The organism is Methylomonas sp. BW4-1 (assembly GCF_052474385.1).
Genome location: NZ_CP184125.1, coordinates 5,194,548 through 5,208,860 on the forward strand (window position 1 = coordinate 5,194,548; position 14,313 = coordinate 5,208,860).

Here is a 14,313-nt window from a genome sequence, read left to right on the forward strand (position 1 = left end):
CATCTTTTCAAGTCGATGTGTCAGATCAAGTCGTGACTAATACAACAGATAGCTTGACCAAATTCTGTCTTAAATTTCTTCTTCTCGCTTGCTGTATGCGTTGAAACATATGTCTCAACCTCGAATGAAACGTTACTTATGTTATGAACTAGTCTGTTTCTAAGTTCCGATAGTCCTCGGAGAAAGGCCACCTCTTTTTTGTCGATTAGGCCGAGGGATCTAGCAAACGCGACCTTCCCAGATTTTACATTGTTGAAGTCGAGATTTGCGATCAACTCTTCGAGCTCTGGTTTGCCTAGCCGCTTCAAAATCAGCGACGCTAGAACAGCCTCGAATAGAGCGTGGAGCTTTATTATGAGTGACCAGTCGGATTCCATGGAGAGATTGAAGAAGAAGTCTTCCGGCAAGCCAACGCCGTGGAGTAGGCTTATTATGTAAGGGTGATTTGAAGCTAAGGAAGGCACCTGTCGTCTCCTATGACGCTTAGCCAGGCAGGTCAGGGTGCGCGCTAGCGTTCCCTGACAATTTGGCTTCGATTTATCACGTAACCGCTATCGCGTCAACGTGACCTACAAAACTGTTCATGTTAAGTGACGCTAGGACGCCTAACTTTCGGCACAGTACCTAGCCGTGGCGGCTCAAGTTCCAAAGTAATTTTACGTCCAAGTAATGATACGCGCGATTTTGGGCAAGTCATTCCGACCGGACAATCGATGATTTGATAGCTGACTTGTTTCAGAAAATCAGCTCCGCGAAGCGCTTGGTCATTCCAGCCGTAATACATATTTAAATAAGCGCCCTTCCAACTGATAGCGATCGCCTTTAATTTCACCTTACCTGGTGCTGCTTGTCGCAAACAATCTAACCAGGATTCGAGTAAATGATTTTGGTAGGTTTGATTCATTTCAATCGGAGCCCACATAATCCCAGCGCCGGCTTCGTCACCGAATCTAGGTGCCCAAAGGTGCGCTAATTCCCAATCTTCGCTTAAGCCCAGTTCACCTCGTTGGAAGTAATCCGTACGACCTTGAAAGTTTTTCCGTTTGGCAAGAGCGGGTTTCAACCAGCCCACGATTTCAACGATATGGCCTTCGCTCTCGACGTTGCTAGAATATTTAGCAATACTGATTATTCCACCTGTCCTTGCAGTTTTACGTTCGGCATTCAGCAGATTTGGAGTGAATTCAATCATCTTTCCGTCCTTAGCGGATTTATGCCCGCTAAAAGTTCACTATGTTTCGCAATTTCAAAGCCATTGCACCCAGATCTCGGTATGCTTAACTTTAGCATGGTATCTATTTAGCCCGCGTAGATAAGCGGTAGCGTAATCGTACGCATGAGGTTGCTCACATTCTCTCCGATTACGCTACCGCTAATCGGAGCTACATTTCTAAGCTTTCGCTCCCAACCTCGCCAACAACTTCTCCAAAAACACCACCTTATCCTCCATATCTTTAAAGGCTTGGGTAAAGCGTAATTTATCCGCGCCGTCGAATTTATAAACCTGCGATTGGCTTTGAATCATCAGGATCAACTCGCCAGTATCGATTTGCGGTGTGGCGGTAAAGACGATGCGGCCGCCGGTGGCGTGGGCTTCGATTTTGCGGATGCCCAGATGCGCGGCTTGTTGTTTCAGTTCGGTGATGGCGAACAAGGCTTTGACTTGATCCGGCAATAAGCCGAAGCGGTCGATCATTTCGATTTTAAGCTTGCGCAAATCGTCTTCGGTTTCGGCGCTGGCGATGCGTTTGTACAAAACCAGGCGGGCGTGGATGTCCGGCAAGTAGTCTTCCGGGATCAGCGCGGCGACTTGCAAATCCACTTCCGGGCCGGTATCCAGCGGGGCGTCCAGCTCCGTTTGTTTGCCGGATTTCAAGGCCTTGACTGCCCGTTCCAGCAACTCGGTGTACAAGGTAAAGCCGATTTCCTGAATCTGCCCGCTTTGTTCGTCGCCCAGTAACTCGCCGGCGCCGCGGATTTCCATGTCGTGCGAAGACAGCATGAAACCGGCGCCCAGTTCACCGGAGGTCTCGAAGGCTTCCAGACGTTTGATGGCGTCCTTGGTCATTAAGGATTTCGGCGGCACGATGCAATAGGCATAGGCGCGGTGGTGGGAACGGCCGACCCGGCCGCGCAACTGGTGCAATTGCGCCAGACCGAGTTTATCGGCGCGGTTGATGACGATGGTGTTGGCGCTGGGGATGTCGATGCCACTTTCGATGATGGTGCTGGCGATCAACACGTTGAAACGCTGGTGGTAAAAATCCAGCATGATCTGCTCCAGCTCGCGTTCGGCCATCTGGCCGTGGGCGATCTGGATGCGCGCTTCCGGCACCAACTCGCCCAGTTCGCGCATCATTTTGTCCATGCTCTTGACGTCGTTATGCAGGAAAAACACTTGGCCGCCGCGCTTGATTTCGCGCTGGCAGGCTTCTTGGACTTGCGAGTCTATCCATTCGGTGACGAAGGTCTTGATGGCGTGGCGGTTCGGCGGCGGGGTGGCGATGATGGAAATATCGCGCAGGCCGGCCATGGCCATGTTCAAAGTGCGGGGGATTGGTGTCGCGGTCAGCGTCAGCAAGTCCAATTCGTGGCGCAGCTTTTTGAAATGTTCCTTTTGAGTGACGCCAAAGCGGTGTTCTTCGTCGATGATCACTAGGCCCAAGGCTTTGTATTTCATCTCCTTCGACAGCAATTTGTGGGTGCCGATGACGATGTCCACCTTGCCGTCGGCCAAATCGTCGGCGATGGCTTTTTGCTGTTTGGGTGTGACAAAGCGCGAGGTGACTTCGATGCGTACCGGCCAGTCGGCAAAGCGGTCTCGGAAGTTTTGATAATGCTGTTGGGCGAGTAGGGTGGTCGGCACCAGCACCGCGACCTGTTTGCCGCTTTGTACCGCCACAAAAGCGGCGCGCATCGCTACTTCGGTTTTGCCGAAACCAACGTCGCCGCAGACCACGCGGTCCATCGGTTGGCTGGCGGCCATGTCTTGCAAAATGGCTTCGATGGCGCTGAGTTGGTCCGGGGTTTCTTCGAAGGGGAAGGCGGCGGCGAAAGCGTTGTAATCGCTGTTTTCGATGTTAAAGGCAAAGCCTTCGCGGGCGGCGCGTTTGGCGTGGATGTCCAGCAACTCGGCGGCCACGTCGCGGGCACGCTCCATAGCCTTTTTCTTGGCCTTGCTCCATTGGTCGGTGCCTAGGCGGTGCAGTGGCGCGTTTTCGGCGCTGACCCCGCTGTAGCGGCCGATCATGTGCAAGGAAGCCACCGGCACATAAATCTTGTCGTTATTGGCGTATTCCAACATCAAAAATTCGGCGTCGATGCCACCGACGTTGAGAATCTGCAATCCCAGGTAGCGGCCGACGCCGTGCTCCTGATGCACCACCGGCGAACCGATGGTCAGCTCGTCGAGGTTGTTGAAGATGTTTTCCAAAGCACGCGCGGCCGATTTTGCCCGGCGCCGGCGCTGCTGGACTTTTTCGCCGCTGAGTTGGCTTTCGGTGATGATGGCCAGCGGCGGCAATTGTTCCAGACAATTTGCCGCACTTCCACCATCCATGGCGGTCGTTGCCTTATCCAGCCAAAGGCCATGGTCCATCGGCGCCACGACAATACACGGCGAATGATCGGTTTTTAGAAACTCCGTCCAGCTTTGTACTTGTTTCGCAGCGAGTTTGACGCTTTTTAGTTTGTCGGTCAGGCCTTCGCGGTGGCCGGCGGTTTCGGCGACGAACAGGATTTTGCCGTCAAAACCTTCGATGAACTGGCGCAGGCGTTGCGCGGGTTCTTTCAAACGGCTGTCGATGGCGACATCCGGCAGCAACTTGCAGTCGAAGGCGTGGGCGGTTTCTGCTTGGTTATCCAGCACTACGCGACTGAAGCTATCGGTGTGCTGCTGGATTTCCGCCGCTGACAAAAATAGGCGGGTTGGCGGTAGTAAGGGGCGGTCGGTATCGTATTTGCGTTGTTGATAGCGTTCGTCGGCTTCGCTGTAAAAACGTTGGGCGTTTTCGGCAAAGTGGGCCGGCAGCACGAACAATGCAGTCTTCGGTAAATAGGCAAACAGCGATTCGGTGCGTTCGACGAACAGCGGCAAGTAATATTCGATGCCGGCCGGGGCGATTTGTTTGGAGACGTCGAGGTACAGATTATTCTTGGGCGAAGCGTCCGGGAATTGCTCGCGGAAGGCTTGGCGGAAGCGTTTGATGGCTTCGTCGGTAAACGGAAATTCGCGGGCCGGAAATAGCTCGACTTTTGGCATTTTGTCCTGCGACATTTGTGTGTCGGGATCGAAGCTGCGGATCGATTCCACGTCGTCGTCGAACAATTCGATACGGTACGGTTGCTTGGATCCCATCGGAAACAAATCCAAAATCGAGCCGCGCACCGCAAATTCACCGTGTTGATAAACTTGCGATACGCATTGATAGCCCACTGCTTCTAGCTTGGCGCGGGTGACTTCCAGGCTCAATGTGCCGCCGACTTCGATGGCAAAGCTGTGCGCCAGAATATGTTCGCGCGGAGCAAGGCGGTGCATCAAGGTAGCGACAGACAAAATCAGCGCGCCGCGCTTGGTGTCTGGTAGCAAGGCCAGAGTGCGTAAGCGTTCGGAGATAATCTCCGGTAATGGCGAGAATACGTCGTAAGGCAGGGTTTCCCAATCCGGAAAATGCAGAATCGGCAGGCTATTGTCCAAAAAGAACGCCAGCTCGTGCTCCAGGCGCAACGCGGTTTGCGTGTCTGGGGTGACTATGACTAGCAGGCGCTTTTCCTGAGCAATCGTTTGCGCCAGCGTCAGCGAGTCGCCGCAGCCGCTCAGACCACTCCAGTATATTGTGGTGCCTTGTTGTGGCAATGCAGTTGCGGGGATTGTTGGTAAGGACATGGCGTTAAATCAGATTTTTGAAGCGCGCAATTATAACCAGTAAGGTCAGGCTTGAAATAAGCATCCGCGCTTTGTCAGTGGCCGGCCTTGGGGGGCTTTTGCCGCAATTTCGCGGCCTAAAACCTATGCTCAGCTGTTTTTGGGATTTAAATGCTTAAATTCTTTTGCTGTAATTCGATTTCCTGCATGTAGCGTTGGAGGTTGTTTTCGAACACCTGCGGGATATGGGTGAATTTGCAGCCTATGCGATGTTGATAGGTTGTGGCGCTGGCTCGAACATTGTTCACGCTTTTAATGACAAAACCCACGTGTGCCCTGCTGCCATCGTGCAAATACAAGGCGCATTCGTCTATGACGGTATCCGGCACTAAAAGGTCGGCAATTTTTGTGTCGGGATTTAAAAACGAAAATCCGGAAATACTGATGTCTGCCACGCTGAACACTTTGGCTTGCGTATCGACTTCGCCCGCTTCGTTTTTTGTGGCAAGGTTGAGTTCGCAGGTGCTGTTTTTATGAGAAAGTGGCACTTTAACGCGATAATACTGGCGGCGTTGCATCCAAAAAATGGCGTCCGGGATAGGCATCGCAAACACCGGGTGGCCGTCGCTTTGCGACTTTTTGATTGCTTTGCCGCGGAATGAAACTTTAATGCCTTCGTATTCGGTGCGGAACAGCACTTTGGCTGAACCTAGCAGCTGCTTATTCAGTAATTCTGTCGGTGCAACATCCAGTGTAATCAGATTGGCTTTTTGATCGAGATCGATAATGGTGGTCAAAAATGATTGGTTATGTTCGCCAAAATGCGCAGAGATAATGCATTTCTTTTTGACTAGATCGCTCAAGTGGCCAAAAATCAGCCTCGCGCTTCTAACAAGATAGTCGGATTCTTTTTCCATTAAATTACTAAATATTGCGGATAGGTAAGAGCACTGCTGTAAAATACCGCAGATTATAGTGCATAGGAAAGGAGTTTTGATGGGTTGGTTGCTATTGTTCGCCGCGGGTTGCTCGGAAATCGTGTTTGCGATAAGTCTTAAATACAATGACGGGTTTACCAAGCTATGGCCGAGCGTAGTGACCGGCGTATCGGGGGCGGGCAGTTTTTACCTGTTAATGCTGGCTATCAGAACCTTGCCCTTGGGTACGGCTTATGCGGTGTGGACCGGTATGGGGGCAGTGGGTGTCGCGATAGTCGGGATTTTTCTGTTTAAGGAATCGGCGGACTGGTTCCGCTTAGCGTCCATCCTGTTAATCATCGTCGGCATCGTCGGTTTGAAGCTGACGCATGTGGAATAATGCTGCATTTGTTATCGCAATTGCCGTTGCAAGCGGCGCTTATCGAGCGCATTGGCAGCGGTGACGATGTTGTCTTGATGGATGGTGCGGTGTGTGCTGCGCGGATCGGGCATAGCGGTAATGCGTTGTTGCGGCAATTGTTGAGTCGGTCGTGTCGGGTTTATGCCTTGCAAGAGATGTTATCGGTTCACGGCGTCCAGCCGCAATTTTTGTTGTCAGGTTTGGAAGTGGTTGATTATGCGGGCTTGGTCGAACTGACCGTGCGGAATCCGGTAATTCATTCGTGGAGTTGATGGTCGGTGGGGTTGCGTTGCCAACCAGTGACGATGGCTTTTTGCGCGATGCCGGGCAATGGAATCGAGCGGTGGCTGACGAGTTGGCGCGGCTAGAAGGTATCGCGATTAGCGATGCGCATTGGGAAATCCTGCTGTACATTCGCGACTACTATCAAAAATTCCAACACCTGCCCAATGCCCGGATGTTTGTGGCGGCTATCCGCAAGCAATTCGGCGAAGACAAGGGCAATAGCCGCTATCTGCAAAAACTGTTTCCGCAAGGGCCGCTGAAATACGCCTGTAAAATCGCCGGCTTGCCCAAGCCGCCCACCTGTTTATAAAAATGTTTTCAAGAGAGTTTCATGAGTAACCCCCGTGTTGGATTTATCAGTTTAGGTTGCCCAAAAGCCCTGGTCGATAGCGAGCAAATTTTGACCAAGCTGCGTAGCGAGGGCTATCAGGTGTCGCCGAATTACAAAGATTCCGATCTGGTGATCGTCAATACCTGCGGCTTTATCGACGCGGCGGTGGAGGAGTCGTTGGACAGCATCGGCGAGGCTTTGGCGGAAAACGGCAAGGTCATCGTCACCGGTTGTCTCGGTGCGCGCCAAGACGAGATTTTGGCTCGGCATCCGCAGGTTTTAAAAATCACCGGCGCCCACGCGACTGACGAGGTAGTTTCAGCGGTGCACGAGTATCTGCCGCCCGCACACAACCCATTTACCGACATAGTCCCGCCACAAGGCATCAAGCTCACCCCCAAACATTATGCTTATCTGAAAATTTCGGAAGGCTGTAATCATCGCTGCACGTTTTGCATCATCCCATCCATGCGCGGGGATTTGGTGAGCCGGCCTATCGATGATGTGATGCAAGAGGCCGAAAAGTTGGCCGATGCCGGCGTTAAGGAACTGCTGATCGTTTCGCAAGATACCAGCGCTTACGGTTTGGATTTGAAATATCAAAGTCGGCGCTGGCGCGGCCGGGAAATGCAAACCCGGTTTTACGATTTGGCCGAAGCCTTGGGTGATTTGGGTATCTGGGCGCGGATGCATTATGTCTACCCGTATCCGCATGTTGATGACGTCGTGCCGCTGATGGCTGAAGGCAAGATCCTGCCGTATTTGGATATTCCGTTTCAGCACGCCAACAGCCGAATTTTAAAACTGATGAAACGTCCGGCTGCGGCGGAAAATAATCTGGAACGCATCAAAGCCTGGCGGAAGATTTGTCCTGATTTGACCATCCGCAGTACGTTTATCGTCGGTTTTCCCGGCGAAACCGAGCAAGAGTTTGAAGAGTTGTTGCAATTCCTGAGTGACGCGCAAATGGATAGGGTGGGTTGTTTTGCCTATTCGCCGGTGAAGGGGGCTGTCGCCAATGATTTGCCGGATGCTGTGCCGGAAGAGCTTAAACAGGAGCGCTTGGCGCGTTTCATGGAGCATCAAGCGGCTATCAGCGCAGAACGCTTGCAGCGTCGGGTTGGCCGGATCGAAACGGTTTTGGTCGATGAGGTGGTCGAGGAGGGTGCGGTGGCGCGCAGCAAAAGCGATGCACCTGAAATTGACGGCCAAGTGTTTATCGATGGCGCAAGTCATTTACAAGTCGGCGATTTCGTCGATGTCGAAATCGAGGAAGCCGACGAGTATGACTTGTGGGGTAAACTGATCTAACGAAAAAGCCGCTGGTTAGGCGGCTTTTTCAGTTCAATTTACAGCGGTGTTACGTTTTCCGCTTGTGGGCCTTTTTGACCATTGGTCACTTCCATCGTGACTTTTTGGCCTTCTTTCAAGGTTTTGCGGCCGTTGCCGTTGATGGCGCTGAAGTGTACGAATACATCTTTGCCGCCTTCTTGCTCAATGAAGCCGAAGCCTTTTTCGTCATTGAACCATTTTACTTTGCCTTCTACTTGAACTGACATAAATCTCTCTTGCTAATAAAGTGCTATTCGCTGGTTTGTAACTAGGGTTGGTGAATAAAGCAGGTAGTGGAAAACAATGTTTGTTGATCCGATTGCAGACTTGAAAAGCGACAACGATACCGAGCTAAATCGCCTCCATTATACATCGCAATTGGCGGGTATCCACAAAAACTAGCTAGATTTTGCTTGTTAAATGATTGTGACAATAGGTTGTCGGCTGTCTTTGGTAGGTGCAAATGTCAGGCTAACGTAGGTTGCGGGTGGCTATTGGCGGGCTAAGATATTGAAATGAAGTGGTTTTTTTAGGCTTTTATGGAGAGTCGGCTTGACTGAAATCCGCTTTTGGCCGCTTGCAAATGCAAATTTGATTGCCGCAAAAAAACAAAAAAAATACTGAATTTTGCAATTGGCCTATTGGGCAGGCCATGAAACAGACTGCCCAATAGAGCTTGTCGCGTCAAAAATAGCTGCCGTTAATCAGGAAATGCGTGGCAATGCTACCGAAAAAACCGATCAAAATGACCGGCATCCATTTCAAGTGTGCGCTAAAGGTGTAAAGGCCTTTCATTTGTCCCATCAAGCCTACGCCTGCTGCCGAGCCGATTGCCAATAAGCTGCCGCCCACGCCTGCGGTTAATGTGACTAACAGCCATTGGCCTTGCGAGATGTCGGGATGCATAGTGAGTACCGCAAACATGATGGTACCGTTATCAATGAAAGCCGACAGGATGCCGACCACAATGTTGGCGATGGTGGGATCCATGCCGACGTATAACACATCCGAGGCCATGGTCAGATAACCAATGAAACTCAGGCCGCCGACGCTGATCATGACGCCGTAAAAAAACAGCAGGGTGTCCCATTCCAGTGTGGCGACGCTTTTAAATACATCGAATTTTTGGCTTGGTCTCGCGTCGGGAACCGCAACGTTAAATAATTTATACACGTGGGCGAAATCGCTAATTTTGCCGTTGTCTTTATCAGCGGTTTTTTGCAAATAAAAGCCCAGGAATTTTAGATAAGTCAGGCCCGCCAGCATGCCGGCCGCGGGTGGTAGTTTCAACATGTTTTCGAAGCAGACCGCAGTAATAATCGTCAGTAAAAACAGCACGATCATGGTCATTGCGCCGCGTTTCATTTTTGGGGCTTTACCGACTGCGGCAGGTTGCTGTTTGGGTATCCAGAAATGCATGATTATCGCGGGCAGTGCGAAATTGACTATGGCCGGGATGAAAAGCGAGTAGAAATCTTTGAACGGTACAACCCCGCTTTGCCAAACCAATAGTGTGGTGATGTCGCCGAATGGGCTGAACGAACCGCCGGCATTCGTGGCTACCACGACGTTGATGCAAGCCAACGTAACGAATTTGCGATTGTCTTTGCCCATGGCTGCGATCACTGCGCCCATCAGCAGAGCAGTGGTCAGGTTGTTGCAAACCGAAGACATAAAGAACGACATGATGCCGGTAATCCAGAATAGTTTTCTGTAGCTGAAACCTTTACTGAGCAACCAAACTCGTAGATTATCGAAAACGCCGCGATCTTCCATTGCGTTGAGATAAGCCATCGACACCATGATGAACAAAAACAGTTCCGCATAGCCTTCCAGACAAGCACGGAATGCGTGTCCGGCCTGCTCGCTCATGCCGTTATTCACGTAAATGCCGGCGATAAAGGCCCAGATCAAGCTCGCAGCTAATACCATGGGTTTGGATTTGTTTAATTCGGTGACCTCTTCGGTCATTGCCAGCAGATAGGCAACGGCAAATATGCCGATAGCCAAATAACCCACCCAATGCTTAGTCAGATTAAGGGCTTGTGCTGCTTGTTCTGCGTCTGCCCAAGCTATTAGTGGTGAGCAGGTGAGTAAAATGAGTAGAAGGATGCGCGAAAACACGGGTGAACTCCTTTCAATAACTGGGTGCTGGACAGCCACGGTAGGGAGTGAGTTCCTCGACCGTGACTGCTTTTGCCGTGCCCGCTTAACTACGGGTTTGGCTATCACGATAGTACAAAGTTTGTAACTTTACAGCGAGTGTAGTTTAGCATCGCTAAAGCTCGGATATTCCGCAAGGAATGCTTCGGTTTTATATGCTTAACCCTGCCATTAAATCCAATATATTCGTCACTCCCGCGCAGGCGGGAATTCGTTAAAGCCTTTTGTCTCCGGCCTTTGCGGGAGCGACGATATGGATCGGGTCTGTAGTCTACCGGGGATAGGCTTAAAGTCTGCCTATCTTGTTATCATTGGGCTTCGAGTAAATACGTCAGCCAGAGTGAGGACAGTTTTTCCTGTACCGTGTTTTGCCGCAGACGGGCTGCCAGGTTCGGGAAATCCACATAATCCAGTGCCTGATCCTGGTTGTAACAAGAATACATAAAGCTCTCTTCGCCGCTTTCCGGATCCACGTGTTTGCATAAGCATTGGGCGCACACGCCTTTCATCATGCATTGCATCGGCGAGTTGATCGAGCCGACCGCTTCGTGGCCTTCCTTCAAGTACGGTTTTAAAGCGGCAAAGCGGGCCGCTTTTACCGCTGCCATCATCCGATCCGAGCCGATGACGATCAGGTGATCGACGTCTTGCAGGCGTATGCTGGTTTCACCCAATTTCCCGGTGGCATAGGACACCATGGCTTCGACGATATTGCCGACAAAGGTTTTATCCTGTGGCCGAGTGACCGGGATCGCTTCGTTGCCGGGTCTGTCGTCTACCGCCCAAACAATCACGTCGGACGCTTCTTCAATTTCCGGCACCTTGAACAAGTCTTCGCTGTTACGGTAACCGGCAAAATACAGCACCTTGTTACCGGCATTGCGCATGGCTTTACCGATTGAGAACAATACCGCGTTACCCAAACCGCCGCCCAGTAACAAAACGGTTTTGCCGGTTGGGATTTCAGTTGGCGCACCGGTTACGCCCATTAATACAAGTGGGTCGCCGACTTTCCAGGTGGCGCATAAGCGGCTGGAGCTGCCCATTTCCAGGGCAATCAAAGACACCAAACCTTTCTCTTTATCAACCCAGGCGCCGGTGAGTGCTAAACCTTCGGCAGCCAGAGTCGTGCCTTCGACTACAGGAGCCAGTGATTCGTAATTTTGCACCCGGTAAAACTGGCCGGGCTCAAAATGTTTCGCAGCGGCGGGCGCTTTGATGACCACTTCGATGATGGTGGGTGTCAGACGATTCACTTCGACGACATGCGCCAGGAAAGTCGCATCCAGTCTGTCCTGTAAGTCGCGTAACTGCGCATCGCGTTGCGGTTGTTGCGCGGCATCCAATCCAGCAAGCTCGTTGGCAAACAGTTGAACGATATACGGATAACCATCTTTGGCGCTGGCCATGGCTTTTACCACGTTGCCGGCATAAACCGGATGGTTGTCGCCATAGAAAGTGATGTAGCGGCCGTTGCTGGCATAAGACGTAAACGGTGCCGGTTTGCCTACTTTGACTTGCGCTTCATCGGCCATCGGCGCCAATTGCGCTTTGCCGTCCAACCAGTCGGGCTCGTGACGCTTGTAGAATTTGCCTTCCATCGCGAAAGTGCGGGGATGTTCGGACTGGTAGATAGTGTTGGGCGCGGTGCCGGCGGCGATGAACAGGCCGCGCAGTTTCACTTCCACTTCATCGGTTTTGCGCCATTTACCGTCTTGCTCGGTCAGCCTCTCAAAGCGTACGGCTTGCAAATGGCCGTATTGGTCTTCGATAGCTTCCAGCGGACTCATGCCTTCGGCCAGGTAAATACCTTCCGAGAGCGCTTCGTGGATTTCTTCGTGGTTTTGCCGGTACGCTGGCGAATCTTTAATACCTTTGCGGTAGAACAGTGTCACGCCGCCCCACTGTTTCAGGAAAGGCAGGAAATTAGGTGTTTCACCAGCGGCATCGGCGCGTTCACGCTCCTGTTCGATGACGCGGCCATGCGCCAGGAACTCTTCCAGAATTTCCAGTTCTTCACCATCGTAACGGCTGCGCACCGTCGCTTCGCCGTATTTGGCCACCAGTTTTTCGTAACGATGCAAAATCTTGCTGACTTGACCAGGATAGTAAGCTAGTAATTCGGTGGTGGTATCGATGGCTGTCAAGCCGCCGCCGATGACGCCGGCGGGTAGACGCACCTGCAAATTAGCCAGTGAGGATTCCTTGGCTGCGCCAGTCAGTTGCAGGCCCATCAAAAAGTCTGAGGCCTTGCGGATGCCGCGGGTCATGTTGTTTTTCAGGTCGATCACCGTCGGCTTGCCGGCGCCGCTGGCAATGGCGATGTGGTCGAAACCCATCTCCCAGGCTTCGTCGATGGTGATGGTGCCGCCGAAACGCACGCCACCGTAGCATTTGAAAGCGTTGCGGCGTAGCAAAGTCAGGTAAATGACTTTCAAAAAGTTTTTGTCCCAACGCACGGTAATGCCGTATTCGGCCACGCCGCCGAAGCCCAGCAATACGCGCTTATCCAGGTCTTCGTAAAGGTCTTGGAAGTCCATGATAGGCATCGGCACGTTGTCGCGGTCGCCGGTCAGATGCAGGGGAAGTGGCTCGATTTTCAAGGCATCGATACCCACCACGCCAAAGCCTTCGTTCAGCAAATAGTGCGACAAGGTATAACCGGCAGGACCCATACCCGCCACCAGTACATTTTTGCCGTTATACGGTAGGGCGGTGGAGCGCTTGATGTTCAGGGGGTTCCAGCGGGTCAACAGGCTGTAAATTTCAAAGCCCCAAGGCATGAACAATACGTCTGTCAGCACATTGGTTTCGATTTGCGGAATATTCACCGACTCGGTTTTTTGGTAAATACAGCCGCGCATGCAATCGTTGCATATCCGGTGGCCGGTGCCGGGGCACATCGGATTGTCGATGATGATCATCGCCAGCGCGCCGATATTGTCGCCTTGGCGTTTGACCACGTGCATCTCGGAGATTTTTTCTTCCAGCGGGCAGCCGGTCATCAGTGCGCTCAAATGATTGGTTTTGAACGTGCCGTCTTTTTTGTTCTTGATGCCTTTGGAGCAGGAATCGTTATCGCGGTCGTGGCAGTAAATGCAATGATCCACTTCATACAGCACCTGACGTTGTTTGAAGCGCTTGTCGGTCAAGGCAAAGCCGTCGCGGCGACGGTGATGGTGATCGTCGCAAGCCCAGACGTCATAATCGTTTTGTGCAACGGTTTCGTGGTCAACCAGATTGTCCAGATTGGTTTTTTCCGGCACCTTGAAACTCACCCATTTGGCGACATAGGCTTTTAATTCCGGGTCGTGCTGGGCGGCAAAACTCCAGCGACGGACGATGTCCAGCAGGCCGGCTACCAGCGCAGCAGGGCTGTCGTAACCGGTCAATTGGTCTTTGAACGCGGCAAGCTCGGCATCAGTAATGTCTGCCTGTTGCGACAAGCGCCATAAATCGGCACCTAGTTGGCTGATTGCCAATTCCGGATCGGCCTGGAATAAATCCTGTTTGTCAGCAGCGGTCAATAAGCCATTCAGTTGGCTGCGCAATGCGGCAATATCCCAGCCTTCGATGGTTTGACCTTTGAAAAGCTTGCTCAAATTGCCAACGATTTCGGTGCGATAAACAAATATTGCGTCGAATTCGCCGCGAATATGGCCGATTTGTTGGTCGCGCACATCGCTGACATTGAATAAACGCGCGACGAAGGTACCGACTAGCGGTGCCATTCTTACCAACAATTCGGAAATTTCCTCGGGCTTCATGCCTTCGCCGCCGCAGGCGCGGTAAGCAGTAATTTCCGCAAACAAGGCGGCATCGTGTTGCTGTACCGACTGATCGAATACCGTCAACAAATCAGACAGGCGTTTGGCATCGTACAAATCTTCATAGGCAAAGCCGGGGATGCCGAGGGTGAGTTGGGTAAGGTCGCGAGTATTAAGCTTTTGTGTCATCAAGTTATTCCGTGAGCGTTCGCTTGAAGTGATAAATGAAAATT

General features: G+C 51.9%; 11 protein-coding genes. 4 read left to right on the forward strand and 7 right to left on the reverse strand.

Annotated elements, in window-relative coordinates:
• Positions 1-20: 20 nt before the first annotated feature.
• From ACH5Y9_RS24165 to ACH5Y9_RS24180, 4 genes are all read right to left on the reverse strand, one after another.
• Positions 21-464, reverse strand: coding sequence for a hypothetical protein (locus ACH5Y9_RS24165; protein ID WP_445367875.1), 444 nt, complete (start codon positions 462-464; stop codon positions 21-23).
• Between the two features lie 122 nt (positions 465-586).
• Positions 587-1,192 (reverse strand): polymorphic toxin type 4 domain-containing protein, encoded by a 606-nt coding sequence (locus tag ACH5Y9_RS24170; RefSeq protein ID WP_445367876.1) that lies wholly within the window; start codon positions 1,190-1,192, stop codon positions 587-589.
• A 198-nt stretch (positions 1,193-1,390) separates the two neighbouring features.
• Positions 1,391-4,885: a transcription-repair coupling factor gene (gene mfd / locus ACH5Y9_RS24175; RefSeq protein WP_445367877.1), complete on the reverse strand. Its 3,495-nt coding sequence runs from the start codon at positions 4,883-4,885 to the stop codon at positions 1,391-1,393.
• Positions 4,886-5,031: 146 nt separating this feature from the next.
• A complete protein-coding gene (locus ACH5Y9_RS24180; protein WP_033157824.1) occupies positions 5,032-5,781 on the reverse strand; it encodes a flagellar brake protein in 750 nt (249 codons plus the stop codon).
• 79 nt (positions 5,782-5,860) lie between these two features.
• On the opposite strand from ACH5Y9_RS24180, the gene ACH5Y9_RS24185 reads away from it, so the two are divergent.
• The 4 genes from ACH5Y9_RS24185 to rimO are packed head-to-tail and all read left to right on the forward strand — an operon-like array spanning position 5,861 to position 8,129.
• Positions 5,861-6,181 carry a DMT family transporter gene (locus ACH5Y9_RS24185; protein ID WP_033157825.1) on the forward strand — a complete coding sequence of 107 codons (321 nt, stop codon included), beginning with the start codon at positions 5,861-5,863 and terminating at the stop codon, positions 6,179-6,181.
• On the forward strand, positions 6,181-6,474 hold the full coding sequence (locus ACH5Y9_RS24190) for a DsrH/TusB family sulfur relay protein (protein ID WP_445367878.1): 294 nt from the start codon (positions 6,181-6,183) through the stop codon (positions 6,472-6,474). Before ACH5Y9_RS24185 ends, ACH5Y9_RS24190 begins: the two co-directional genes overlap by 1 nt.
• Positions 6,465-6,797, forward strand: a complete 333-nt coding sequence (locus ACH5Y9_RS24195) for a TusE/DsrC/DsvC family sulfur relay protein (RefSeq protein WP_201799005.1) — start codon at positions 6,465-6,467, stop codon at positions 6,795-6,797. The genes ACH5Y9_RS24190 and ACH5Y9_RS24195 overlap by 10 nt, the downstream gene beginning before the upstream one ends.
• A 21-nt stretch (positions 6,798-6,818) precedes the next feature.
• On the forward strand, positions 6,819-8,129 hold the full coding sequence (rimO, locus tag ACH5Y9_RS24200) for a 30S ribosomal protein S12 methylthiotransferase RimO (protein ID WP_445367879.1): 1,311 nt from the start codon (positions 6,819-6,821) through the stop codon (positions 8,127-8,129).
• 38 nt (positions 8,130-8,167) lie between these two features.
• On the opposite strand, the gene ACH5Y9_RS24205 is transcribed toward rimO, so the two are convergent.
• The 3 genes from ACH5Y9_RS24205 to ACH5Y9_RS24215 form a co-directional block, all read right to left on the reverse strand.
• The gene (locus tag ACH5Y9_RS24205) at positions 8,168-8,377 is read right to left on the reverse strand and encodes a cold-shock protein (RefSeq protein WP_020483452.1); all 210 of its coding nucleotides are present in this window, start codon (positions 8,375-8,377) and stop codon (positions 8,168-8,170) included.
• 457 nt (positions 8,378-8,834) lie between these two features.
• Positions 8,835-10,121, reverse strand: a complete 1,287-nt coding sequence (gene nhaD, locus ACH5Y9_RS24210; RefSeq protein ID WP_445369922.1) for a sodium:proton antiporter NhaD — start codon at positions 10,119-10,121, stop codon at positions 8,835-8,837.
• 500 nt (positions 10,122-10,621) lie between these two features.
• On the reverse strand, positions 10,622-14,269 hold the full coding sequence (locus tag ACH5Y9_RS24215) for a pyridine nucleotide-disulfide oxidoreductase (protein ID WP_445367880.1): 3,648 nt from the start codon (positions 14,267-14,269) through the stop codon (positions 10,622-10,624).
• Positions 14,270-14,313 lie beyond the last annotated feature (44 nt).